The organism is Parageobacillus sp. NEAU-HV-2, from assembly GCF_059115485.1.
In genome coordinates this window covers 134,703-159,173 of sequence record NZ_JBXUJJ010000001.1, presented here as the reverse complement: position 1 = coordinate 159,173, position 24,471 = coordinate 134,703, and the positions used below count along the sequence as shown (strand labels likewise).

Genomic DNA, 24,471 nt, shown 5'->3' with positions numbered 1-24,471 from the left:
TGATGAAACGAACATCGATCGTCCAATTCTTTCATGAGGAAACGCTCCTTTTTAGTTCCGTTTTACAGATTGGCGATTCGCAAAAAATTACTCCCCGTGCTCGCGTTTTAGCTGTCCAGCGGCAATATGAGCTATTTTTTGGAAACGAAGGGGAAATTAGCTTTCCTATTTTTACAAAACCGATTCCAAAAATTCAATCGAACCGCCGCAACATTTCGCTGCAAACACTTCATCAATCTCCCGTTATCTCCGTCCGTTCCGTTCGTGTACTAGCGGTTTCCACGGCCGGTGTGGTGCATATCGGTTCAACATCTACCGTTGATGCGGAAGCAAGAATTAAACATATCCGCCAGCTTGCGCCGAATTCTTCAGCACCTTCTATGGGAAATACACAAACAACCTCGCCAACAGTAAAGGATGAGAAATAATGCCTTCTGTCGTCGGACCAATTAAAATTAATAATGTTAGCAGCGGAGCGGTTGTACAAATGGGGGATTGCCTGTATATCGCTCCGAAAGCAGCAACAAAAACGCAAGCCGGTTCGGGAGGATTTAATACTGGAGATTTTGTCGTTACCAATAATGGCTTCAGTTTGACCAACACGTTTGACCCGGATCAGTTTGACAGCAACGTCGCCGCCAATAACTAACAAAGCCGCCGTTTCAAAAAGAAGCAGGCGGCTTTGCATGTACATAGCAGTTACATGACTTCTAATCTCACTCTCGTTCCGCGCCCACCCGGCTCTGCCGGCTCGACAATCAGCCGTTTCGGCAAACGGGAGCGAATTTCCTGCACATGGCTAATGACTCCAATGGAAAGCCGTTGCATGTGAAGCTTCTCCAGCGCGGAAATCACGGTGTCAAGGAGCTCGGCATCAAGCGTGCCAAACCCTTCATCCAAAAAGAAAAACCGCAGCGGATATTCTCCACGCAATTGAATTTGCGCCGATAACGCCAAAGCAAGCGACAATGACGTTAAAAACGTTTCCCCTCCTGACAGAGTGGTCACCGGCCTCTTGACGCCGCCGTTGGCGTCATCGCGGATCAAATACCCTCCTTGTGAGTCGATTTCGAGCGAATAGCGCTGTCTCGTTAGCGAGTGCAGCCGTTCCGATGCCATTCTTGTGACTTGAATGAGCTGTTCTTCTGCCATAAACTCCACAAAGCTGTTTCCCTTTAAAATGGATTGCAGATGTTTATAACGATCGATCAGGGCGGTTAGCTGCTCCTGCTTTTTCTCTAATTCGATAAACCGCTCATGTTTTTTTGTTAACTCTTCTACTTTCGTTTGTGCGGCGCCTAATTGCTGGATCGCCTCGTCGACCTGCTGCTTGATCTCCCTGTATACCGCCTGCAGCTCTTCCCATTGCTCTTTATCGATCGTTTCCCCCTGCATCGCCTCTGCCAGCTGTTCGAGACGATGCTGCACTTGCTGCTTTTTCCGCCAATAGTCATCGATTTGCTGCTTCCACTCGGAATATACTTCCTCTGCAACCTTTGCTTCTTTTACTTCCTTTTCATCAGCAAATATCGTTTTTCCCAGTTCTTGAAGCCAGCGTGATTTCGCCTCTTCATACCGCACTTTTCCTTCCTCTAGCGACTGCCCAGCCGCTTTTTCCTCGGCTTCTAGTGTTTGATATTGTTTCTGCATGTGCAGCCATGTCTGATAAGCTTGCTCTTCTTCCGCTTGCAGCTGGCGCAGTTGCTCTTCTACTTGGCAAAGCTGCGGTTCGATGCTTTCTGTCCCTGCCTTTTCTATTAATTGTTGCCGATAGTCTTCCACTAACTTTCGTTTCGTTTGGCCTAAAGAAGCGAGACGCACTTTTTCTGTTTCCAGCTTCCGCTCTTCCTCTGCCAGCCGTTCTTTTTCCCGCAATTTATTTTCAAGAAACGAAACGCTGTCATCAATCCGCTTTTGCAAATGGCGGACCACCTCTTCCTGCTTGCGCATTTGTTGGCGCAGTTCATCGATCGCTGTCAGGGAAAAATCAGGATATTTTTCGCGCCAGCCTGTTTCTAGCTGGTTATATTCGTCCACTCGACGCTGCCATTCGCTCTGCAGCTGTTGTATATCTTTTTTCAGAAGTTGGATTTGCTGCTCGGTTGCCTGCTGCGCCGATTCCGCATTGCGCCATTGCTGTAATGCCTGATGGACAGCTTCCCTTAACTGCAGACAGTCCTGTTGCAGCGCCTTCGCTTCCACGGTAATATTGACGTCCTCTTCCACTTTCCATTGGCTCACATCCAAGCGCTCAAAGATCCATTCATTGCCGACAAACTGCGCAAGCTGCTCGAGCTGGGCTTTGAGAGAAAGGAGCGTTTGCATATCGAGCTGTCCTTGTTTAATATGTTTCTCGATTACTAAGACCGTCTGAGCATCGGCCGAATCAGCGTGTACACGGGGATGAGGGTGTTCGCGCGAGCCGCAGACAGGGCATGGCTCTCCATGACGGAGCTGTTTGGCCAAAATGGCGGCCAGTTCCGCCGTTTTCGCCTCTTCTGCTTTTTTCCGTTCTTGCTCGAGCTGTTGCTCGTACCGGTATAGGAGCTTCTCCAACTGCCATTGCCGCTCGCAAACCGAATGATATGTTTTTTCGATGCGCTGAAATAAAATATGTAATTTCTCTTTTGCTGTTTCCGCATACCGCTTTCTTTTTTCCCATTCTTTGTTTGCCTGCTCCCATGCCTGCTGCTTTTGCGCCAGCTGTTGCTGCGCATGGCGGAGGGCGTCTGCCGCTCTTTCGATTTGCTGTTTTTCATCATACGCCTGCTCGATCCGCTCTTTTGATTCTAGTGAACGAACATGCTTTTGCATCTCTTCTTTCAGCATTTGCTGTTTCGCTAAGCCGCGCTCATACCATTTTTCTGCTTCCCCGCGCTGTTCCGCCGCTTTTTGTTTCTCTAATTCGATGGAATGTATTTGTTTTTCAAGCTCGCTAATTTCCGATTCTAGCGCGCGGATTTGCATTGCCAGTTGCTTCGCCTGCGCGAGCTGTTCTTTTTTAGCCAATAGACGCGGCTCCTGGGAAGCCTTTTCTTGGCGAATTTGTTCATAGCGGTGCATCGCTTGTCCATAAAGCACCTTTGCCTGGGCAAGCTTATGCTGCAGCTCCTTTTGTTTGGCGAAAGCAGCTTCCATAAAGCGAAGCGTTTTTTCATACTGTTCCCAGTACGGCCATATCCGCTCCGCCTGTTCCGCCCGTTCTTTTTTTGTTTCTAATAGACGAATATGTCGTTCTTGTTCGGCAAAACGCGCCAGCTCCGCTTGAAGCTCTTCTTTTTCCTTTTGCCACGTCCATAATTGTTTGGCCCGTTCTACCGTTTTCTCCATATCATGCAGCTCTTTTTTCCGCTTTTGCAATAACCCCTGCAAGGTGTTGAACTGCTGTTTTGCCTGTTCCAATGCTTCTTTGGAAGCATCGCCCAAACCGGCTTTTTCAGCAGCCACCTCGTTCCACTCGTTTGAAACGCTGGCCAATTTTTCTTTCAATTTTTTATTTAGCTGGTCGCCATACGGTTCCAAATGGAAAAGACGCTGCAACATTTGCCGTCGCTCAGCGCCTTTTAGTGATAAAAACTCGGCAAATTTTCCTTGCGGCAGCACGACGGCGCGCGTAAAATCTTTCATCGCCAATCCGAGCAGCTGTTCGATCTCCTTATTGACTTCCGTTAATTTATCAGCGAGCACCACCGGCTCCTCGCCGTGCTCGATCAAGCGGCAGACGGCGCTTTTTGTCCGCCATTCATCCCCTCTTTTAAAGCTGCGCTCTACTGTATATCGCTTTGTACAAGACGCGTTTTCCAATTCGAAGGTAAAAGAAACAAACAGCTCGTTTTCCGCGTGGTTCATAATCCCTTGTGTATGGTTTGGCGCCCGTTCGACACTGCCAAACAAGGCGAGCGTCATCGCGTCTAAAATCGTCGATTTGCCGCTTCCCGTCGGGCCGAAAATACCAAAAACGCCGCCTTCGCATAAAGATTGAAAGTCGATCGTCTGCTTCTCGCGGAAACTATGCAGCCCCGCGATCGTCAACGAAATCGGCTTCATTCTTCCGCCTCCCCCTCTTCTTCCTCGTCCGCCACCAGCTCTAAAAAGAGGCGGACCAGCTCATCATCCGGTTTATGCCCGCCCGTTTGACGTTCATAAAAGCGGCGGAACATTTCCTCTAATGATAATTGCTCATGTTTTACACCGGTGTCATGCTCTTCTTTATCAGTGAAAACAGGACGAATATGTACAAAACCGGGATGCAGCTTGCGTAGACGATAAATTTCTTCCATTGTCAGCGGCTCAGAAAGGTGAATCTCCAAATCAATCCAACTCGACGCGTCTTTTCCTTCCTCACACCAGCGGTACACTTGCGCAAGCCCGTCCGTCGCCTTCCATCTCACAAGCGGCTTGCCGGAAGAGAGCGGAATTTCCGAAACGGCCGCTTTTGTCCCTGGCTTTACATCGACGATCGTCACCGATTTGGCATAGCCCGCCTCGGAAAAGCTATAGGCAAGCGGGGAGCCCGAGTAGCGGGCTGCCGTTTCCGCACGTTTGACATCTTGCGGGCGGTGCAAATGGCCGAGCGCAACATACTGCGCTTGTTTTGGCAGACTTGTTGCAGCTACTGTATAAGCGCCGCCGACCTCGATCGGACGCTCCGAATCCGAGGTGCTTCCTCCCGCCACATAAAGGTGGCTCATGGCGATATTAACCGTCTTTTCCGTAAAAGAAGCGGCCATGACTTCAAATAAATGGCGGATTCGCTCATCATACCGATCGCGCAGTGCCGCCTCGGAATGTTCTTTCGACAGCAATTGCGCCAGGCGGGATTCGGACGGATAGGCAAGCGGGGCAAGCAGCATCGTTTCGTTGCACGCCGGTACGTCAATGCGATAAATCGATGTATCCGGCCAGCCGAGCAGAAAGATATTGTAATCATTGAGCAATGCCCGCGCCGCGCTAATGCGCTCGGGGTGATCGTGGTTTCCGGCGATCACCGCGATCGGCCGTTTTCCTTTATCGGAAAGGCGGGCAAGGCTTTCGTAAAACAATTGTTCTGCCGCTGCCGGAGGGTTTACCGAATCAAACACATCGCCCGCCATTAATATGACATCAATGTTTTCTTTCTCGACGATGTCCGCTAATTCATCTAAAAACTGCTCCTGCTCCGGCAGCCGGCTTCTTCCTTCCAGCGTTCTCCCTAAATGCCAGTCTGCGGTATGCAAAATGCGCATCGCTGCCCCTCCCCCTTTTACCATTTTTTAAACGGAAAGAAGATGAGATCCGTCAAACAAATATAAATAGCATTCATCGACACGCGTGCGCCAAATTTGCTCGACAGCGCGCCGGTATAAGCGCATTTGTGTTTCATATCGGGATGCAATCACCTGCTTCGCTTCGCTCCATCCGCCGGCAAACCGATTGGTGACGGTGTCCGTTTTAAAATCGATTAAGACAAGCCCTTTTTCGTCGGCAAACAGGCAGTCGATCACTCCTTGCACCAACACTCGTCTTTCTTCGCCAATGCCGTCGCCGTATACTTCTTTAGCTGGAAGCGCGAAGCTAAACGGAACTTCGCGATACACTTCACCAGCGGTACACAAGCGCTGGCCAATGTCTGTTGCGAAAAACGCGACAACGCTGGAAACATCAATCGCTTCCGCCTGTTCATGTGTCAGCAGCTCCCGTTGCACGAGCTTTGCGATTTGCTCGCGAACGGACTCTTCCGTAACCGGTGCCGTTATGTCTACATGCTGCATGATGATATGCATGGCCGTCCCTTTTTCCGCTGGTGTCAATTTTTTCTCCTGCATAAACAGCGGACGTTCAAAAATCGGCGTAACAGTGTGCTGAAGCAGCAGCCGATCCGCGTCTTCCCCGAAAATGTCGCGCTGCCGCTTTAACTCCGATACCGTTTGCTTGGCGCGCACCACCGTTTCTTTTTCATACGCGTACCGCCACGAAAGAAGGCGTTTGACTTCTTCTTTCCGTTCCCCCATGTTCGGGACAGGCTCTCCTTTTTTCAGCGCAGACATTATTTGTTCATTTGCCTGTTCCGCTTCCCCATTTTCATCGTTTAACTGACTCGCCGGAATGACTTCCATATGCCAGACAGATGGGTGGAAAGCGATTTTTTCGCACACACCGGGCACATCGGCCAACCGCTTTCCATCGCGGTGACGGATAAGCGCCCTGCCGATCCAATCTAAATAACAACGGGCAGAAGCGCGGACATCATCAGGCAAGAGCCATCCTTCCTCCGTTACGGCACTTTTCCATTTGGTTATTTCTTTTTCCGCATCTTTTACCGCGGCGACTAAATACAATTTTTCTTTCGCTCTTGTTAGCGCCACATATAAAATCCGCATTTCTTCCGCCAAAAAGTCAAGCCGTTTTTTCTCCCGGATTGCCATTTGCGGCAATGTCGGATAGCTGATGCGCAGCTTCGGGTCCACAAAACGCGAAGCAAAGCCAAGTTCTTTATCAAGCAAATACGGGCCGTGTAAATCGCGCATATGAAACGGACGGGCTAACCCGGCTACAAACACGATCGGAAACTCAAGCCCTTTGCTGCTATGGATCGTCATCATCCGCACGACATCTTCTTGTTCGCCAAGGGTGCGCGCCGCGCCTAAATCGTCCCCGCGGTCTTGCAGGCGCTCGATAAACCGCAAAAAGCGGAACAATCCGCGGAATGACGTCGTCTCATATTGGCGGGCGCGGTCATAAAGAGCGCGCAAATTCGCCTGCCGCTGTTTTCCCCCAGGCAGGGCGCCGACAAAATCGTAAAACTGCGTATCCCGATACAGCTGCCAAATCACATCGGCCAGCGAACGCTGCCGCGCCATCGTCCGCCACTGCTGTAATTGTTCGACAAACGGGCGCAATTTTTCCTGCAGCCCTTCTTCTTCCGTACTCTCTGCTGGTTTCTGCAAAAAGGCGATCATTGCCTCATAAAATGTCCCTTTTTTATCGCTAATGCGAATCAGCGCTAACTCATTTTCGTTTAAGCCGACGATCGGCGAACGCAGCACGGCGGCAAGCGGTATATCCTGATACGGATTGTCGACCACTTTTAACAGAGACAACATAATCGATATTTCCGTCGCCTGAAAATAGCCGGAAGATAAGTCCGCGTACACCGGAATGCCGTGCGCGCGAAATTCTTCGATGATTTGCGGCGCGTTTGTCATCGACCGCAGCAAAATGACAATGTCCCGGTACATAGCGCGGCGCATTTGTTTTGTTTTGCGGTCATACACATAAAACGGTTTGGAAACAATTTCTTTTATTTTTTTCGCCATCACGCGCGCTTCAAGATCCGCCAGCGCCAAGTCGACAGCGCTCAGTTCTTCCGTTTCTTCCCCATCTTTGCTGTTTCGGTCTACGATGATGAATTCCGGAACCGCCTGCTCGTAATCGGGATAATCAGTGGCTCCATATTTTAATTGCGCCGCTTCGTCATAGTCCATCTCGCCGACGTTCTCGTCCATAATTTGCTGAAAGATAAAGTTGGTCCCGTGCAGCACTTCGGAGCGGCTGCGAAAGTTGCTCGCCAAATCGATTTTCATTCCCGATTGGCTTCCGTCTGATGTGAACCGTTTATATTTGCTTAAAAACAACAGCGGTTCCGCCAGACGGAAACGATAAATCGACTGTTTGACGTCACCGACCATAAATAGATTTCCAGTGCGTTCATTTCCTTTTTTGACCAGCTGCAAGATGGCCTCCTGCACCATATTCGTATCTTGATACTCATCGACAAGCACTTCGACAAACTGTGCGCGGTAATCTAAAGCCGCGTCGGAAGGAAGCCATTGTCCATCCGCAGAGTCAGGATGGCGTAAAATTTGCAAACAATAATGCTCCAAATCGGAAAAATCGACAATTCCCTTTTCCCGCTTATATGCTTGAAACATTTCCGCAAAGCGCTTGACCAAGCGCACGATCGTTTCGACAACCGGCTTCATTTCGCGCATATGCCGAAGCCATGTGGCCGGTCGAAGGGAAAAGACATTATCGCGCAGCAACTCCAGTTTCTTTTTCGCCTGTTCGCGCAATGATTTTGCTTCCTCGATTAATTGCGGGTCATATTCACTGCCGCGGCACGAATTTAACCGCGATAACGACAAAGCCTGCAGCGCTTCGTACAGCTCGTCCCATGACTGGTCAAACAACGTTTCTAAGTGTTGAATAAACTGTAAATCTTGATGAAAATTTTCTGCGTACGGCAGCGGCCCTCCCGGCGATTGCGTCAAACGGAGCGCCCTTGTAATGAGCCGTTTTGCCGCGGACAGCTCCATCATTACATATTTTTTCAAATAAGAATAATACGGGAGCTCTTCCACTGATGTATGTTCCTCGATGTCATACATAGCGGCAAGCTGATCAAGCCATTGCTGCGGCTCTGGGTGTGAGCGGGAAAACTCATAGATGGCTAAAATCATTTCCTGCAGCTCGGCGTCGCTCCGGTCTCCCGTATAGCGGTCTACCACTTGGAAAAACAGCTCATTATCCGCTTTTCCGTACTCCTCCTCGAGCAGCTCTTCCATCACTTCCTCTTTTAACAGTTCGATTTCTGTATCATCGGCGATGCGAAATACAGGATCCAGGTCAATGAAATAATAATATTTGCGAATCACATCCAAACAGAAAGAGTGGATGGTAGAAATGGAAGCGCGGTTCAATAGGCTGAGCTGCCGCCGCAAATGAAGCGAACTCGGCTGTTTCTCCAGCTCGCGTTCAAGCGCTTCTGCAATTCTTGCTTTCATTTCCGCCGCCGCTGCGTTCGTAAATGTAACAACAAGCAGCCGGTCTACATCAATTGGGTCTTCTTCTGCCATTATTTTTTGGATAATCCGTTCGACAAGCACAGCAGTCTTTCCAGACCCCGCCGCTGCCGCGACGAGAATGTCCTGTCCGTCAGCGGCAATCGCTTTCCATTGTTCATCCGTCCAACGGCTTCCTGCCGGCTTTGGGCGAAGCGTGACGCTCATTTCAGTCCTTCCCTTCCGATATTTTTTTCATGATCGCCTGATTGTCCTTCGGTGTTAACAGCCGGTAACGATTGCCTTGGAATGATTCGTCAAACTGGCAAACTGACTTAAACGAGCAAAACTCGCAAGGAGTTTGTTCCTTCAGCTTGTACGGAGCGATATCAACGACCCCGTCAACAATTTGAATGCCAATCATTTGGAACAGCTGGCGAATATGTTGACGCAGATAGGCGAAATCTGTTTCACTGACAACCGAAGACTTCGAATGAATCGCACCTTTTTTAGTAATTTGCGCGGGAACAACGAGCGACCATTTTCCTTCCTCAATTTGCATATCCATCAAGCGGATGACCTCCGCATCTTCTAGCAGCAGACCACGCATTTTAAACTGTTCGAGCAGCTTTTTCTCAATCTCTTTTTCATCTTGCAGGAATTGATTGCTTTTTATCATCGGATTATGCACATGGAAATAAAGGATGCCGGCAGGGAAAGCTTCTTGTCCGACTAGCTGTTCGGCATACGTAAGCACAATATCCAGGTAGGTAAGCATCTGCAAGGCGAGTCCATAGTATACTTCTGTTAAATCGAGCGTTTTGGCGCTAGATTTATAGTCAATCACGCGCAATAAAACCCCTCTTGAACTTTCCGCTTTATCGACGCGGTCGATTCGCCCGACCAGTTCCATCACGGTGTCATCGGGAAGCCGGAACGCTAGCGGCGGAAGCACGCCGTTAGGGCCGAACTCCAGCTCCAAACCGACGGGCACGAAGCCGCTTGCCCTAGCGTGCTCACTTAACACATGCGCCGTTCTGGCAATGACGTTTTGCAGCTTCCGCTTCATATAGTAATAGCGATTCGAGCTGAATAATACTTGCTGCTGAATGAGAGGGGCGACCTGCTCCACCGCTTCGGTGGACAGCTGTTCGCATTGCTGTCTGGATAAATGCCGCCAATCGGTATTTGCTTCGCGCAGGCGGTCGGATATCATTTTTAGCGCGGAATGGAACAGCTGGCCGATGTCCGGAGCTTCAAGCCGGAAAATGGTCCGCTCCTTGAGGCGCAACCCGTGGGAAGCGAAATGGGAAAACGGGCATTTTTGAAATTGTTCCATGCGCGATACGCTCGCCTGAATTTTTTTGCCGTATAGCCGCTTGCTGATTTCTTTTTTCAACGGGGCTGTTTCGTTTGTATAGAATAGCCCGGAGATCGCTTTTTGCACCTGCTTGCTCCAATTTGGGTCGCTGATGAAAAAGTTGTATACGTCCCACCATAGCGGGGCAATGGAATAATTGCGCTTCCATGCCTGAAGCTGTGCGACGAGATAAGTTTGTGTCGCGCCTGGTGCGGTCACAAACGATGCTTGTTCCGTAAGCGCCGCATCAAGCGGATCGTTTCCGCATACACGTTTTTGCAAATTCGGAAATAAATCAGCCAAATGCTTGATGACGATCGAAGGAGGCAGTGCTTTTCCTTCTTCATTGGCAAGCGGATAAGTGACATATAGACGTTCACTTGGACACGTTAACGCTAAATAGATGAAAAAAGGTTCATAAAATAATTGCTCTCTTCCCCCCGGAGCTACTCGCGCACCTAATTCATGCAATAGCTGCCGCTCCGCCTCGGCGATTAACCCGTCTTCTTTTGCTTTGGCCGGAATCACCCCGTCATTGACTCCGATCACAAATGCGCATTTTATATCGATGAGGCGCGAACGGTCTAGCTGCGCGATAATCACTTGATCCATTGCCGGCGGGACAAGCGCAAATTCAAGACGGTCGAGCCCCGTTTCAATAATTTTTGCAAACTCCGTAACAGGCAATGTTTCATTTCCGAGCATTTCCGCATACTGGTTGAGCAAGTCGATGACCGCATTCCATACTTGTTCATGATGTCTGGCCTCAACAAGCTTTCCCTGCTCTTGTGCTTCATTGCTCATGTTCTCTAGCTTTTTAGGAATTTGCAATTCTTCTAAAAATAGATAAATCGCTTCGCAAAGACCCCGTCCGTCTTTTGCTCGACGCATGCGGCGCTCGAGCCGAAGAAGTGGAGTAGTCACCATTTCGCGCCATTGATTCAGCATTTCTTCATATTGCTTCTCTTCGTCCGTCTGCGGAATCGCCAACCCTTCCAACGCCTGATAGCGGCGGTATGTCCAACGTTCGCCGTTCGTCCATTTATCTCCTTTCACGCCGTACGCGAGCACGTAATTTTCCAGCTTGTCCATCGCTTCGCGTAGCGCGGCTACATCTTCGCCGACCGGAAACAGCAAATCGGTCTTAATCGCGCGAAACACGGCTTCATAACGCCATCGCGACGTCATAATTTCCATGCTCGCCCGCAACAATTCAATGAGCGGATGATGGTGCATAGGTTCTTTTTCATCCATGAAATATGGAATATGAAAATCGGAAAAAATCGTTTTGATGAAATCGCGATACGCTTCCGTATTGCGGACGATGACGGCGATATCACGATAGCGGTAACCTTTGTCGCGGACAAGATGAACGATTTCACGAGCGATCGCCTCGATTTCTGCCCGGCGGTTTGCCGCTTCATACACGCAAATCGCATCGCTCTTTTCCAAATAGACAGCGGCAGGACGATCATGATAATGCGCTTCAAGATGGGCGAGCGCTGCTTCTTGGTGGCGTCTATTTCCGCCCAGCACTACTGGATCTTCGATCGCAATCCCATTTAACAGCGCGATTTCGCGAATGTCATGGTATGTTTTTGCCGTTAAATAAAACAGATGCAATTCGTTTGGCAGCCTTTCATCATAAGGCGCATCCACCGTCAATGAAACGGTGACGCGCCGGCAATGAATCAGCAGCTGCTCAAGCACCATATACTCCTGCGGGGTAAATTGATGAAACCCGTCGATATAAATTTCGGCGTTGCGTAAATAACGCGATTGCGGAATTTTTTCCGCAAGCAGCCGCAAATAATCTTCCGAATCGATATAGTGATTGGCTAAACTTTTTTCCAGTTCCTCATAAATCATCGATATATCGTTTAACTTATCCGCCAGCACTTTTTCAGCGGGCTTTTTGAGATGTTCCTCCAACTCTTGCGCGTGTTGGCGGAGCTGCTGCGGTGTAAGGCAATACCGTTTACACTCTGTAATCATGTCGTAAAGCTGCTGAATAAAACCGGTTTTATCCACCGCGCGCCCAAATAATTGCAGTTGCTGCTTGCGATGTTCCACAATTTTGCGGATCATCATCTGCATGCCGACATCGTTAATATGATATCGATTCATTCCACCCGTTTCCTGCAAAACCCTCCACGCCAGGCGCGTAAAACTAAATACTTGCGCACGGATCATTCCGTCAAGCCCAGGTGTATGTATTAACGCGTATTCGGATTGAAACGTCATTTGTTCCGGGACAAGATAAATAATCGGATTCCCTTTCGGCTCTTCTTGTAATTTGCGGCGAATTTCATTTAAGCACGTTGCCGTTTTTCCGCTTCCTGATCTTCCCAGCAGAAATCGAAGCGACATGGATATCACCTTCATTTTCCATTATTTCCTTCATTTTAGCACATATGTTCGTATTTTGGAAGAAAAAAGTGCGCTTCCTTTCCACTTCCTACATAACCAGTGTAAAAAGAAAGCACTGCTATCGCAACACATTTTATTTTCCATTCAGCGAAAGAAAAAAGGCATCCCACGCGCAATTTGCATCGCTGAATACCTTTGAAAATGATATTGCAAACGGCACACACGACGAGACAACCTGCCAAACAATCAGCCTATTCATTGGCGATTTTTATGTTTTCCATTTTTAAAATTGGACTGCGAACTGCCGCACAGGCCAGTAGCGCAAATCTACTTTCCCTACTACCTGACTGATTTTCACGAACCCAAAATGGCGGCTGTCCCAGCTGCTTAGCCGGTTGTCACCAAGGACAAAAATACATCCTTCCGGCACCCTTTTTTCTCCTGTCAGTTCCTCTAACGTAAAATCTCCTGTCAGCTTTCCACCAATCAATTTTTGCTTATACGGCTGTAAATACGGCTCATTCATTTTTCTTCCGTTAATGTAGAGGACATCGTTTTTATATTCGATTTGATCGCCGGGAAGTCCGATGACGCGTTTGACGTAATCTTCTTTTTTATTGGCATGAAAAACAATGACATCAAACCGATGAATATGTCCGATTTGATAACTCAGCTTATTGACAATGAGCAAATTTCCTTCCTGTAATGTTGGCATCATCGATTTTCCTTCCACCATATAATTGGTGAAGCAAAAAAACCGAATGAAAATCACCGTAAGCACCCCGACAAAAAGAGCTAGATTGCGCCACCGTCTTTCGTTTTTCTTCATTTTCCCATCACCTGTCATTCTGCGCCTCCCTCATTGTGCTGTTTCTCGGCAAGCGAAAATCTCGCTTCCACCCTTTTTCCGGCATACCATAACAATATAACGACAACTGCAATCGCGACTGTGCGCAGCGGCTGCTTCACAAGCGCCACAATGTCATATCCGATAAAACTAATTGTAAAAATCATAACCATTTTTCCCAATAACACCGCTAAAATAAACTGCTGCCGGCTGATCCGTGACAATCCCGCGACAATGTTTACCAACGCTGATGGAGTAAAGGGGAAGCAATATAACAAAAACACAGGACCAAAGCCATGTCTTTCAATCCAATGCATAAACTGTCTAACTTTCCGATGGCGGCTGACAAAATGAAAAAAACGTTTCTGTCCGATTTTCCTCGTCAGCCAAAAAACGAGAATCGAGCCAAGGCAGGCGCCGATCCAAGAAATAAGAAATCCTTTCCATAAACCAAATGCGGCGGCATTGGCCATCACAAATACAAACATAGGCAAGATGGGAAAAAATGATTCCAATAATGTTGCCACAATCCCTGGAAGCACTCCGAACGAGCGGTACTGTTCTAACATCGATAGTACGTTTTCGAGAGTAAACCATTGCTTTAATGTTTCGACGTCCATGTATACTCCCCATTCAAATGCATTTTTATATATTTATTTTACACACTTCTATGGGGAATTTGAACTAATCTTTACAGTATTATTAATATTTAATAGGTGGCACTGCTTTTTTCTGCTTCGTTTGCGAAAAAATCCCATTGAAATAGCGTTTCGCCTTGGTTTCGACAGTGACTTACTGCTGCAACCAATCTTTAGAACGATTCATCCGAAACACATATTGCAATTTGCGCTCTCTTGCCTCCATTCGCTCCGACAGCTTCGTTCGAAGCTGGGCGGTTCGGTACAGTTGATTGACAAACGAATGATAGGAAACATCGAGTAAAACACTTTTTTCATTTGTGAAATAAACGATCGTCTGATCATTTTTGGTAGGCTCATATTTATATACGTGAATGTGCGACAGCCAAACACAGCGGGAATCACTTGGGGAAATCGTTGGGAAAACATAAATTTCGTTGAGTGGCTCAATGGCGATTGGAGCTTTATGGGTAACGCCGATGACGGCTCTCGTTCCCTCTTTCCGACCGCGAAAACTAGCTCCATAATAATCGCAGCTTCGTTTAATAATATCGATCGGTCTCGTTTTCACGATATACTCTCCGTCTTCCTCGATCACTTTCGCATAGGAATCGCCGTGGAAGTGGTGGGGCAAAACCGCCATCGTATAGCGGCTGATAATAAATTTATCGAGGACGACAAACTCATTTACCTTCATCCTACTTTCTCTCCTCTCTTATTGCGACATTGTATCCGATTCCATCATACCATTAATAGTTATATTTTTCTATATTTTCAAAAAAGTTAAACCATTTTTTCACTATACAATCATATAGAAAACCCATGACAAAAGTCATGGGATTGTTCAAGAATTATGAAACACTTGATGAATTTCTTTTGCCGCGAAATATTCATTCGCCTGTTCGAGCTCGGTATGCTCTCCGACTGAATCTCCCGCATATGTTTCCTCATTCATAAACGCCTGTTGAAAATGAAAATCCGTGCTCATGCGGAACTCTGAATGCAACACCGGTTCGAACGGCATTTCACTTTTTTCCTGTTCTTTTTCCATATGATCCGCCTCCTACGATTAGGATGCGTCATTTTTTTTCAAATGATACAAGCCTTGAAGGGATGTTGACGCTTTCATTGAATAACTGGAAGTAACACCATGAAAAAAACGGGCATAACGATCTTTTCGCTGCTTTCGATTGTTTACCAGCTGAGCTTTTTTACATGTATTTTAGCCAAACTATCAGAATTGATGGCAAATCTATAGGGCTTTTCGGAATTATAATTGGAACATACGCTCCATGTTACTCGTTTTGCGCTTACTATTTCCTTTTTTGCACATTTTGTGTAGGTATATGTATGCTTTCCTTGCCGGCTCTCGCCTTATTGTAACTTCTATGTAGCACAAAAGGGCACGCTTATGTAAAGCATGCCCTTCTTTATATAAAACTCCCCCATTTCCCCTTATGCCGTCGTAAATTGCTCTTCTTCCGTCGAACCTTTTAGCGCAACCGTTGATGATTGACCGCCGGAAATCACTTGTGCTACTTCGTCGAAGTAGCCGGTACCAACTTCGCGCTGATGTTTCGTAGCTGTGTAACCATATTTTTCTGCAGCAAATTCCGCTTGTTGCAATTCTGCGTATGCCGCCATACCACGCTCTTTGTATCCGCGTGCCAATTCGAACATGCTGTAGTTTAATGTATGGAAACCAGCAAGTGTAACGAATTGGAACTTGTAACCCATTTTTCCAAGTTCTTTTTGGAATTTGGCAATCGTTTCGTCGTCCAATTTTTTCTTCCAGTTAAATGATGGCGAGCAGTTGTAAGCAAGTAATTTGCCTGGGAATTTTTCATGAATCGCTTCTGCAAAACGACGCGCTTCTTCTAAGTTTGGCTCGCTTGTTTCGCACCAGATTAAATCGGCATATGGCGCATACGCTAAGCCGCGGGCAATCGCTTGGTCAAGCCCTGCTCTCGTGCGGTAAAAGCCTTCTGGCGTCCGCTCGCCAGTAATAAATTCTTGGTCGTACGGATCAACATCACTCGTAATTAAATTCGCCGCATTTGCATCCGTACGAGCAATTAACACGGTCGGTACCCCCATGACATCTGCTGCAAGACGTGCCGCAATTAAGTTACGTACCGCTGTTTGCGTTGGAAGCAGCACTTTTCCGCCTAAGTGGCCGCATTTTTTCTCCGAAGAAAGCTGATCTTCAAAGTGGACGCCGGCTGCACCCGCCTCAATCATCGCTTTCATTAATTCAAATACGTTTAATTGACCGCCAAAACCAGCTTCTGCATCGGCGACAATCGGTGCGAAATAATCGATATCTCCGCTTCCTTCCAAATATTGAATTTGATCGGCGCGCTGCAGCGCTTGATTAATCCGCTTCACCACATGCGGTACGCTATTTGCCGGATATAAGCTTTGGTCCGGATACATTTGTCCGGCAAGGTTTGCATCTGCCGCCACCTGCCAGCCGCTTAAATAAATCGCTTTTAATCCCGCTTTTACTTGCTGAACTGCTTGATTTCCAGTTAACGCACCAAGCGCATTAACATAATCTTCTGTATTTAACAATTTCCAAAGTTTCTCTGCTCCGCGGCGCGCCAATGTATATTCGATATCAATCGAACCGCGCAATTTAATAACATCTTCGGCGCTGTACGGACGGACGATTCCTCTCCAGCGTTCTTCATTTTTCCAGCTTTCTTCTAATTGTTTGACACGTTCTTCAAAACTCGCCATTTTCCTTCCCCCATCTCTATATTGTTATAACACATTACCGGTTTGTACGTAGTTATTATATAACAGATAAACGAAAAAGAAAACAGTTTTTTTTAAATTTTTGAAAAAAGTTAGCAGAAAGGAGTTCCTTTCTGCTTTGTCATCGCTTTTCCCGCAAAGGCGGCGCATACTCTTCCAAAAAGACGATTCGCTCTAGCATCGTTGGGTGCGTATAGCGAAACAGCTTCACGAGAAGCGGTGGATTGACTTCGCTTAACCCTGCTTTTGTCAGCTTTTGAAACGAAGAAATCGCCGCATCTGTATTCTTTGTCAGTTCAATTGCGTACTTGTCCGCCGCGTGTTCTTCATAGCGCGACACCGCATTCACAAGCGGACTGGCGGCAAAACTAAGCAATGAAACTAGAAGCAACAGCAATGGAAAAGAAGCGATATCGCTCAACCGTCGGATTCCGATGCGCCTTCCCCATCGGCCAAGGCTCCATCTTATCAGCTTGCTGACGAGCCACAGTCCAAAAAGCGCCAAAACAATATAACCGGCAAGCCCCCAATAAATATGTTTCATCACATAATGCCCCATTTCATGGGCCATGATAAACAACACTTCATCTTCATTAAGCCGCTGCAATGTCGTATCCCACAGCACGATGCGCGCGTGGGAACCGATTCCGGTGACATAGGCGTTTAACGCATTCGTTTTCTCTGACATATTTACCTCAAATACATGCTCGGCAGGAATATTCGCTTCGCTTGCCAACGCTAAAATTTTTGCTTCTAGCTTTTTATCCTTCAATGGATAAAACTCGTTATATAACGGATCAATGACAACTGGCTGAATGAACATAAAAAAAATCATAAACGGCACACACAGCATCCACGCATACAGCCACCAGCGCCGCTCAAAACGGCGAATCAGCCAATACAATGTCGCCGCAATCAAAACAAGCAGCACGGTATGGACGAAAAAATCGGTCAGCCTGTCGCGAAACCAGCTTGCTAACGATTGCGTGCTGACGCCATAGGTGCGGGAAAGATGATAGCCGGCAAATTGGATGGGAAGCGAAAGCGCTGTGATAATCAAAGACAGCCAAAACGCATACAGAGCCGATTGTACAGGAAACCATTTCGCCGTCTGCTCTACCCATGTTCGCAGCGCCTGGGCGACACCAAATGCCAACAATCCAAAATAGATTAGCCATTCGTACGGAACAGAAAGAAAAAACAACAAATCTTTCCACCGCGAATATTCCTCGCTTAACTTTAGCTCTTTCGGCGTTAGAAATGTGGCAGGATCCGCGCTTGTTCCTTTCCACTGCGGCGGGATCGATATATCGGCGACAACAAGCAAATACCATGCCATGCCGATCCCGTACAGCACATAAACGGCAAGCGCCCAATAGACTAATTTTTTCATGCCATGTCCTCCTTAACAACTATAATCATTAAGAACGTCAAAGAAGTGTCATAAATATCTTTCGTATCTGTTATCGTTTTCTTGTATGATAAACATAGGAGAGTGGTCATCGTGAAAAAATTGTATTTATCATTAATCAGCTTGTTTATTATTTGCGTCGGTGCCGGCATCCTTTATTTCACCGTATACAAACAGGCAAAAATGGGGCTGCCTGATGATGTAGTGATGGAAACAGCTTGGGGAGATGAGTATCATTTTAACGAAATGAAACCGAAAATCCGCTTGCTGGAATTTATGTATACAAACTGCCCGGATATTTGCCCAAATACAACCTTTCAAATGACGAAATTGCGTTCGAAACTGGAACAAGCGCACGTTTTTGGCAAAAAGGTCGAGTTTATCACGATTACGATCGACCCGAAGCGCGATACTCCTGAAAAACTGCGGACGTACGCAAAAACATTCGGCGTGACCAACGCCCAGCAAGGCTGGATGTTTTTACGCGGAAGCGAAGCCGATACGAAAAAGGTAGCCGACGCTTTCGACTTTCAATATCGCGACCCCGGCAACGGTATGCTGATCCATACGACATTAACCTATTTATTAGATGAAAACGGACGCGTTATCGAACAGTTTGGCATGGGGAAAAATCGCTTTCACGTACAGGAAGTGTACGAAACGATTATGGATGAGCTTCAGTAACAAAAAAACAACCGGAATGAAAATTCCCACAAGATGGCTCGTCGCTTCCGTTTTAGTTTTAACGGCACATTTTTTCATAATCCTTCACAGAAAGTTTACCAATGAGAAAAAGGTAAGCCGCATATTTCATGTTCGAATATGTGCTTACCTTTTTACATTTTTCTCCTTATTCACTGTATTTCCGCTATTCCTTCTTCTATCCCTCCATTTTTCATCCAAGCAACGCATACACGCTTAATACCGCGACAGACACAAGCACGACAAGAATAACGTTCGCGCCGAGCCATGCCGCGACAAATGCGCTTATAAACCCAAGAATGCCAAACCAGATGTCTTTATGAATGAAAAAGATGCCTGGAACGATGAGCGCTCCTAACGTCGCGGATGGAACGTTTTTTAATACCCCTTGCCAAAACGGCGGCAGCTTGACGCGCTGCAACACGACAAGCGGAAGCATACGTGGAATGTATGTCACTATCCCCATGCCGATAATCATCCAAACGATTGTGCTATGCATTCTCTTCTTCCCCGCTTTCTTTCGCCAGCCATTGAACAATGATCGCCGCCGTTAACGTCGCGATCACGACCGACCAGCCTTTGGAAATATGCAGCGCAAGCACGCACAGTGAATTGATGATTGCGGCCATTCCGGCAAGCCAAATCGTTTTCCGCTGTTTTTTCAAAGATGGGACAAGCAGGCCGATAAACATCGCGTATAGCGCAACCGACATGCTCTCTTTCAAGCTTTGCGGCAAGTTGGCACCGACAAGATGGCCGATGCCCGAATTCACCACCCAGCTGCCATATGACATCAAAATAAGTCCAAACATGTAAGAAGCGGTCACAGACCCTTCTTTCATCGCCGCCACGGAAAACGTTTCGTCCGTAATGCCAAACGCATAAAGCGCCCTTTTCCAAAGCAAATCCGGCTCCGCTTTTTCGTTTAGCGAAGCGGACATGAGAAAGTGGCGAATATTTAAAATAAACGTTGTCAGCACTATTTCAAACGTCCCCGTGCCAATGGAAAGCAAGTTTAACGCAATGTACTGGGAAGCACCAGCAAACACAATGACGCTCATCAGCACCGTTTCCGCGAGCGTTAGTCCCGTTGTTTTTGCGAACAGCCCGAACGTCAGCGCTATCGGCATATAACCGATTGCGATGCTCACGCCTGCTTGCATCCCTTGGCGGAACAGCGACGCTTTGCCCGCTGCCAATGTCGTTTCCACGATGAATCCCCCGTTTCTGTCTAGCCCTTTTGTAATATTATCTAAAAATTGTTTATTTTTCGCAATGGCCAATTCATCGTGCTTCAACCGAAATATGTTGAAACCTTTTGACATCAAATAAGCCACGATCCGTCATTTTCAGCTCTGGAATCACTGGCCATACCAGAAAGGATAACGTGACGAACGGATTAAATGATGTCGGTGAGCCGATATCTTTCAACGACTGATGCAATCGTTCAAGCTGTCCATATACGATTTCATGTGTAAACACATAACGATTTTTCCATTTTTCACAACAATATCTGCAGGCTCTTTTTTGCTGCTACCGCGATTCTTTTTTGCAACTGTTCTCTTTTCACTGCACGTTCCCTTTCTATGATGTTTATACAAGATGCCGTTTGCAGAAGCTTTCTTCATTAATAGAAAATAAATTGCTCTCATTGTATTACGGCTTTTCCGATCCGTCAACCATCCACCTGCGCGACTGTGAAAGGTAGACATTGACCTTTTGGCGGCTAACAAAAAAGCACCAACGAAAATAGCGGTATCCCAGCAGGACATATTTCACCTTAGTAGAAAAACGAAATGCTTTATCACAAACAGCTCCTTTTTTGTTCGTGATATACTGAAAATAAATTGAATTTTTATAATACTAAAAAAAGGAGCTGAAACCGATGACATTAAAGCTGTACGTACTAACGGAAAAACAATTTCTCCCCCGTCATGAAGTAACCTACCCAATGGAAGAACGGGGATTGCAGTTTGGCGATGGTGTTTATGAAGTCGCGCGCATCTATCAAGGAACGTATTTTTTGCTTGAGGAGCATATCGACCGCCTATACCGTTCCGCGGCGGCGATTCGCCTTTCTGTTCCTTTTGAAAAAGATGTGCTGATGGAAAAGCTGGAACTGCTGCGGGAAATGAACAATGTGAAAGAAGACGCGATTCTCTATCTTCAGGTGACAAGAGGGAGCTTCCCGCGCAACCACGCGTTTCCGGCGGAGAACCGTCCGAATTTGTACGCCTATATTCGGGAAATGCCAAGAAAAATGCAGGAAATCGAAACCGGAGTGCGGACGATTTTGACAAAAGATGTCCGCTGGGAATATTGCTACATTAAAAGTTTAAACTTGCTGCCAAACGTGCTCGCCAAACAGGAAGCCGTGGAGCGACAAGCGTTTGAAGCCATCCTTCACCGCGACGGCATCATTACCGAAGGCAGCTCTTCGAATATTTTCTTAGTTAAAGAGGGAAAAGTATACACCCATCCGGCGACAGAGCGTATTTTAAACGGCATTGTTCGCATGAAAGTAAAGCAATTTTGCAGCGAGCTTGGCATTCCATTAGTAGAAGAAGCGTTTTCTATTAACGATATCGCCGAAGCGGACGAAATATTTCTCACCAGCACCACGTCATCGATTATTCCAATCATCCAAGTCGAAGAACAAGTCGTTGGCGATGGCAAACCGGGAGAGGTGACGAGAAAGCTGCAGGCTGCTTATGAAAAAGCGGCGGGTCTTGCCGTTAAAAGCGGAAAATAATAAAGCGGGGATGGACTCCCCGCTTTATCTATTATCCTAGCACGGCGCGGTCGCTGGCGAATTGGCTGCCGCGGATACGCTGAAACTCTTGCAGCAGCCGCTCGACCGTCAATGCTTGTTTCTCCTTGCCGCTCGCTTCGAAAATAATTTGCCCACGGTCCATCATAATGAGGCGATTACCAAGGCGGAGCGCCTGCTCCATATTGTGCGTCACCATCAGCGTCGTCAGCTGATATTTTTCAACGATTTCTTTCGTCAGCTCCGTAACGAGCTCGGCGCGCGCCGGGTCCAACGCGGCCGTATGTTCATCCAAAAGCAGCAAATCCGGCTTCGTAAACGTCGCCATTAACAGCGACAGCGCCTGCCGCTCCCCGCCGGATAGCATTCCGACTTTGGCGTTCAATCGGCTTTCAAGTCCTAAGTGAAGCGTCTTTAACGTCTCGCGGAAAAAGTCACGCTTTTGTTTCGTCACGCCGAATTTTAACGTACGCCGCTTCGTGCGGTTGTAAGCAAGCGCCAAGTTTTCCTCGATGGTCATATGCGGTGCTGTGCCGGCAAGCGGGTCTTGAAATACGCGGCCGATATAGCGGGCGCGTTCATGCTCCTTCATGGCTGTTACATCTTTGCCATTGATCCGCACCACGCCCGTATCGGGAAACAGCCGTCCGGAAATAATGTTCATCATCGTCGATTTTCCGGCGCCGTTGCTGCCGATAATCGTAACGAAATCGCCGGGGGCAAGCGTTAAATTAATCGTTCGCAGCGCTACTTTCTCATCTACAGTTCCCTCATTAAATACTTTCGTAATCTGTTTGAGCTCCAGCAACGTGCTCCCCCCTTGCTTGTTTTTCCATTTTCCGCTTTTTCCGCCGCTTTTCTTTTTGCATAGCGGCGATGTTTGGAACGATCAACGCAATCATGACAATGACAGCGGTAATGAGCTTCACATCTCCCGTTTCCAAAAACTGCACCCGCAATGCGAGCGCTAAAATAATGCGGTAGACAATCGCGCCGCCAATAACCGCCAATGTAGCGCGCGCAATTGAGCGCGTACCAAACAACGCCTCCCCGATAATGACGGAAGCTAGTCCGATGACGATCATCCCGATTCCCATGCCGACGTCGCTAAATCCGCCATATTGGGCGACAAGCGCCCCGGAAAAGGCGACGAGTGCGTTCGATAACCCAAGGCCAAAAATGATGAGCCAATCGGTATTGGCCGAAAAACTCGACACCATCGGCTGATTGTCTCCAGTCGCGCGCAGCGCCAGCCCGATTTCCGTTTTCAATAGCAGGTCAAGCAGCAGCTTGACGATGACAGCGAGCAGCGCCATCGTGATGAATATCGCCCATGTCCGCGGCTGAAATCCGGAAAAAGCAATGATGCTGTTTAACACATTGTCTATCCCTGTTTTTTGCCACGCCTCGGCGATTATCGTCATGACCGTTTCCTGTTGTAAAAGCGGCACGTTCGAGCGTCCCATAATGCGCAGATTAATAGAATAAAGGGCAATCATCATTAATATGCCCGATAATAATGGATTAATTTTTCCCTTTGTATGCAACAGTCCTGTAACCGCCCCAGCGATAAATCCTGCACCCAATGCGACGGCGGAAGCGAAAAACGGATTTGTTCCGTTAATAATGAGCACAGCGGCGACGGCCGCCCCGGTGACAAAGCTGCCATCCACCGTTAAATCAGGAAAATCTAAAATTCTAAATGATAAATATATACCTAGCGCCATAATGGCATAGATGAATCCTGCTTCCATAGCACCAAAAATCGCTGTTAACATGCATGCCCCCACCTTTTTGAAACATATCCCTCCTTGATGCCAAGGAGGGATATATGTTTATTCTATATATTCCGCAATCGAATCCCATTCTGGGTTCAGTTCGATACCCATGTCTTTCGCCGCTTTTTTGTTAATCAACAGCTTTAATTTTTGCGGATATTGTACTGGCAAATCCGCTGGCTTTTTCCCCTCTTTTAAAATCTGTGCCGCCATTTCCCCAGCTTCATAGCCAATGTCGTAATAGTCAAAACCATAAGCGGCAAAGCCGCCGCGCTTCACTGAATCCAATTCGCCGACAAACAGCGGAATATCATGCTCGCTCGCCACTTGAATGACCGACTCGAGCGCAGAGACAACAGTATTATCAGTAATGATATAAATGCAGTCCGCTTTTCCGACAAGCGATTCCGTCGCCTGTTTTACTTCTGCAGACGTCGATACAGAAACCGGAACAATTTGCAAATCTGTGCCTTTGATCGCTTGTTTGACCACATCGACTTGAGCGACCGAGTTTTGCTCCCCGGCGTTATAAACCATGCCAATGCGATTGCCATTTATATACTTGTCAATGAATTGCACTGTTTTTGGAATCGCATCCGGATGCGTATCGGTCGTCCCCGTCACATTGCCTCCCGGCTTTTCCATCGATTGCACGAGCTGTGCTCCGACCGGATCGGTGACCGAAGTAAACACGATCGGAATATCTTTCGTCGCATTCAACGCCGCTTGGGCGCTTGGTGTGGAATTGGCAAAAATTAAATCCACTCCCTCCGATACGAAGTTATTCGCAATCGTCTGATTGTTATTCATGTCTCCTTGCGCGATTTGCACATCATAGGAAACGGACAACCCTTTGTCTTTCAGCGCCTGTTTAAAGCCTTTAAAAGCCGCATCGAGCGAAGGATGTTCGACGATTTGCGTCACGCCGATATGGTACGTTTTCTTTTCTGCCCCCTCTTTGTTTTCACTCGTTTCTTTTGCTCCGCATCCACTCAAAAGCAAAAAGCTTGCCGAGCATAACATTGCCAAACGCTGAATCCTTTTTTTCATCATCCCATCCCCTTATCACTTTATTG

At 47.4% G+C, this 24,471-nt stretch carries 20 protein-coding genes; 4 read left to right on the top strand and 16 right to left on the bottom strand.

Annotation, left to right across the window (positions count from 1 at the left end):
- Positions 1-2 precede the first annotated feature (2 nt).
- Together AC1WMD_RS00915 and AC1WMD_RS00910 are read left to right on the top strand one after the other, a co-directional pair.
- Entirely contained in the window at positions 3-428 is a 426-nt protein-coding gene (locus AC1WMD_RS00915; protein ID WP_494255764.1) for a spore germination protein GerPE, read from the top strand.
- Positions 428-649: a spore germination protein gene (locus tag AC1WMD_RS00910; protein ID WP_494255763.1), complete on the top strand. Its 222-nt coding sequence runs from the start codon at positions 428-430 to the stop codon at positions 647-649. Before AC1WMD_RS00915 ends, AC1WMD_RS00910 begins: the two co-directional genes overlap by 1 nt.
- 50 nt (positions 650-699) lie before the next feature.
- Here the strand turns inward: AC1WMD_RS00910 and AC1WMD_RS00905 are convergent, their stop codons facing one another.
- The 10 genes from AC1WMD_RS00905 to AC1WMD_RS00860 form a co-directional block, all read right to left on the bottom strand.
- A complete protein-coding gene (locus AC1WMD_RS00905; RefSeq protein ID WP_494255762.1) occupies positions 700-4,047 on the bottom strand; it encodes an AAA family ATPase in 3,348 nt (1,115 codons plus the stop codon).
- Positions 4,044-5,225, bottom strand: coding sequence for an exonuclease SbcCD subunit D (locus AC1WMD_RS00900; RefSeq protein ID WP_494255761.1), 1,182 nt, complete (start codon positions 5,223-5,225; stop codon positions 4,044-4,046). The genes AC1WMD_RS00905 and AC1WMD_RS00900 overlap by 4 nt, the downstream gene beginning before the upstream one ends.
- Before the next feature lie 27 nt (positions 5,226-5,252).
- Positions 5,253-8,987 carry a helicase-exonuclease AddAB subunit AddA gene (addA, locus tag AC1WMD_RS00895; RefSeq protein ID WP_494255760.1) on the bottom strand — a complete coding sequence of 1,245 codons (3,735 nt, stop codon included), beginning with the start codon at positions 8,985-8,987 and terminating at the stop codon, positions 5,253-5,255.
- 1 nt (position 8,988) lies between these two features.
- Positions 8,989-12,489: a helicase-exonuclease AddAB subunit AddB gene (addB, locus tag AC1WMD_RS00890; RefSeq protein ID WP_494255759.1), complete on the bottom strand. Its 3,501-nt coding sequence runs from the start codon at positions 12,487-12,489 to the stop codon at positions 8,989-8,991.
- Positions 12,490-12,772: 283 nt separating this feature from the next.
- Positions 12,773-13,318, bottom strand: a complete 546-nt coding sequence (gene lepB, locus AC1WMD_RS00885; protein ID WP_043906485.1) for a signal peptidase I — start codon at positions 13,316-13,318, stop codon at positions 12,773-12,775.
- A gap of 14 nt (positions 13,319-13,332) precedes the next feature.
- Positions 13,333-13,956 (bottom strand): TVP38/TMEM64 family protein, encoded by a 624-nt coding sequence (locus AC1WMD_RS00880; RefSeq protein ID WP_043903728.1) that lies wholly within the window; start codon positions 13,954-13,956, stop codon positions 13,333-13,335.
- 172 nt (positions 13,957-14,128) lie between these two features.
- Positions 14,129-14,671: a competence protein ComK gene (locus AC1WMD_RS00875; RefSeq protein WP_043903727.1), complete on the bottom strand. Its 543-nt coding sequence runs from the start codon at positions 14,669-14,671 to the stop codon at positions 14,129-14,131.
- A gap of 147 nt (positions 14,672-14,818) precedes the next feature.
- Positions 14,819-15,025, bottom strand: coding sequence for a hypothetical protein (locus AC1WMD_RS00870; RefSeq protein ID WP_043903726.1), 207 nt, complete (start codon positions 15,023-15,025; stop codon positions 14,819-14,821).
- Positions 15,026-15,429: 404 nt separating this feature from the next.
- Positions 15,430-16,716 carry an isocitrate lyase gene (gene aceA, locus AC1WMD_RS00865; RefSeq protein WP_043903725.1) on the bottom strand — a complete coding sequence of 429 codons (1,287 nt, stop codon included), beginning with the start codon at positions 16,714-16,716 and terminating at the stop codon, positions 15,430-15,432.
- Between the two features lie 139 nt (positions 16,717-16,855).
- Positions 16,856-18,127 carry a M48 family metallopeptidase gene (locus tag AC1WMD_RS00860; RefSeq protein WP_043903724.1) on the bottom strand — a complete coding sequence of 424 codons (1,272 nt, stop codon included), beginning with the start codon at positions 18,125-18,127 and terminating at the stop codon, positions 16,856-16,858.
- 111 nt (positions 18,128-18,238) lie between these two features.
- Here AC1WMD_RS00860 and AC1WMD_RS00855 point away from each other — a divergent pair, with 111 nt between their 5' ends.
- Entirely contained in the window at positions 18,239-18,829 is a 591-nt protein-coding gene (locus AC1WMD_RS00855; protein WP_043903723.1) for an SCO family protein, read from the top strand.
- Positions 18,830-19,040: 211 nt separating this feature from the next.
- Here the strand turns inward: AC1WMD_RS00855 and AC1WMD_RS00850 are convergent, their stop codons facing one another.
- The 3 genes from AC1WMD_RS00850 to AC1WMD_RS00840 all read right to left on the bottom strand — a co-directional run bounded on the left by AC1WMD_RS00850 (position 19,041) and on the right by AC1WMD_RS00840 (position 20,329).
- The gene (locus tag AC1WMD_RS00850; RefSeq protein WP_043903722.1) at positions 19,041-19,346 is read right to left on the bottom strand and encodes a branched-chain amino acid transport AzlD family protein; all 306 of its coding nucleotides are present in this window, start codon (positions 19,344-19,346) and stop codon (positions 19,041-19,043) included.
- On the bottom strand, positions 19,339-20,058 hold the full coding sequence (locus AC1WMD_RS00845; protein ID WP_494255758.1) for an AzlC family ABC transporter permease: 720 nt from the start codon (positions 20,056-20,058) through the stop codon (positions 19,339-19,341). Before AC1WMD_RS00845 ends, AC1WMD_RS00850 begins: the two co-directional genes overlap by 8 nt.
- Positions 20,059-20,131: 73 nt before the next feature.
- On the bottom strand, positions 20,132-20,329 hold the full coding sequence (locus AC1WMD_RS00840) for an adenine deaminase C-terminal domain-containing protein (protein WP_043903721.1): 198 nt from the start codon (positions 20,327-20,329) through the stop codon (positions 20,132-20,134).
- A gap of 403 nt (positions 20,330-20,732) precedes the next feature.
- Here AC1WMD_RS00840 and dat point away from each other — a divergent pair, with 403 nt between their 5' ends.
- On the top strand, positions 20,733-21,599 hold the full coding sequence (gene dat, locus AC1WMD_RS00835; RefSeq protein ID WP_043903720.1) for a D-amino-acid transaminase: 867 nt from the start codon (positions 20,733-20,735) through the stop codon (positions 21,597-21,599).
- A 31-nt stretch (positions 21,600-21,630) separates the two neighbouring features.
- Here the strand turns inward: dat and AC1WMD_RS00830 are convergent, their stop codons facing one another.
- Genes AC1WMD_RS00830 through AC1WMD_RS00820 form a run of 3 tightly spaced genes read right to left on the bottom strand, consistent with a single transcriptional unit; the run spans position 21,631 to position 24,448 of the window.
- On the bottom strand, positions 21,631-22,425 hold the full coding sequence (locus AC1WMD_RS00830; RefSeq protein ID WP_043903719.1) for an ABC transporter ATP-binding protein: 795 nt from the start codon (positions 22,423-22,425) through the stop codon (positions 21,631-21,633).
- Positions 22,391-23,395 (bottom strand): ABC transporter permease, encoded by a 1,005-nt coding sequence (locus AC1WMD_RS00825; protein WP_043903718.1) that lies wholly within the window; start codon positions 23,393-23,395, stop codon positions 22,391-22,393. Before AC1WMD_RS00825 ends, AC1WMD_RS00830 begins: the two co-directional genes overlap by 35 nt.
- A 57-nt stretch (positions 23,396-23,452) precedes the next feature.
- Entirely contained in the window at positions 23,453-24,448 is a 996-nt protein-coding gene (locus tag AC1WMD_RS00820) for an ABC transporter substrate-binding protein (RefSeq protein WP_043903717.1), read from the bottom strand.
- Positions 24,449-24,471: the final 23 nt, after the last annotated feature.

Bases quoted from the DNA above. Each gene is read 5' to 3' on its own strand.
- AC1WMD_RS00820 (WP_043903717.1), bottom strand. From the start codon at position 24,448: ATGATGAAAAAAAGGATTCAGCGTTTGGCAATGTTATGCTCGGCAAGC.
- addA (WP_494255760.1), bottom strand. From the start codon at position 8,987: ATGAGCGTCACGCTTCGCCCAAAGCCGGCAGGAAGCCGTTGGACGGAT.
- dat (WP_043903720.1), top strand. From the start codon at position 20,733: ATGACATTAAAGCTGTACGTACTAACGGAAAAACAATTTCTCCCCCGT.
- AC1WMD_RS00870 (WP_043903726.1), bottom strand. From the start codon at position 15,025: ATGGAAAAAGAACAGGAAAAAAGTGAAATGCCGTTCGAACCGGTGTTG.
- AC1WMD_RS00910 (WP_494255763.1), top strand. From the start codon at position 428: ATGCCTTCTGTCGTCGGACCAATTAAAATTAATAATGTTAGCAGCGGA.
- AC1WMD_RS00875 (WP_043903727.1), bottom strand. From the start codon at position 14,671: ATGAAGGTAAATGAGTTTGTCGTCCTCGATAAATTTATTATCAGCCGC.
- AC1WMD_RS00860 (WP_043903724.1), bottom strand. From the start codon at position 18,127: ATGAAAAAATTAGTCTATTGGGCGCTTGCCGTTTATGTGCTGTACGGG.
- AC1WMD_RS00905 (WP_494255762.1), bottom strand. From the start codon at position 4,047: ATGAAGCCGATTTCGTTGACGATCGCGGGGCTGCATAGTTTCCGCGAG.
- AC1WMD_RS00900 (WP_494255761.1), bottom strand. From the start codon at position 5,225: ATGCGCATTTTGCATACCGCAGACTGGCATTTAGGGAGAACGCTGGAA.
- AC1WMD_RS00850 (WP_043903722.1), bottom strand. From the start codon at position 19,346: ATGCATAGCACAATCGTTTGGATGATTATCGGCATGGGGATAGTGACA.
- AC1WMD_RS00915 (WP_494255764.1), top strand. From the start codon at position 3: ATGAAACGAACATCGATCGTCCAATTCTTTCATGAGGAAACGCTCCTT.
- AC1WMD_RS00880 (WP_043903728.1), bottom strand. From the start codon at position 13,956: ATGGACGTCGAAACATTAAAGCAATGGTTTACTCTCGAAAACGTACTA.
- AC1WMD_RS00825 (WP_043903718.1), bottom strand. From the start codon at position 23,395: ATGTTAACAGCGATTTTTGGTGCTATGGAAGCAGGATTCATCTATGCC.
- aceA (WP_043903725.1), bottom strand. From the start codon at position 16,716: ATGGCGAGTTTTGAAGAACGTGTCAAACAATTAGAAGAAAGCTGGAAA.
- addB (WP_494255759.1), bottom strand. From the start codon at position 12,489: ATGTCGCTTCGATTTCTGCTGGGAAGATCAGGAAGCGGAAAAACGGCA.
- lepB (WP_043906485.1), bottom strand. From the start codon at position 13,318: ATGAAGAAAAACGAAAGACGGTGGCGCAATCTAGCTCTTTTTGTCGGG.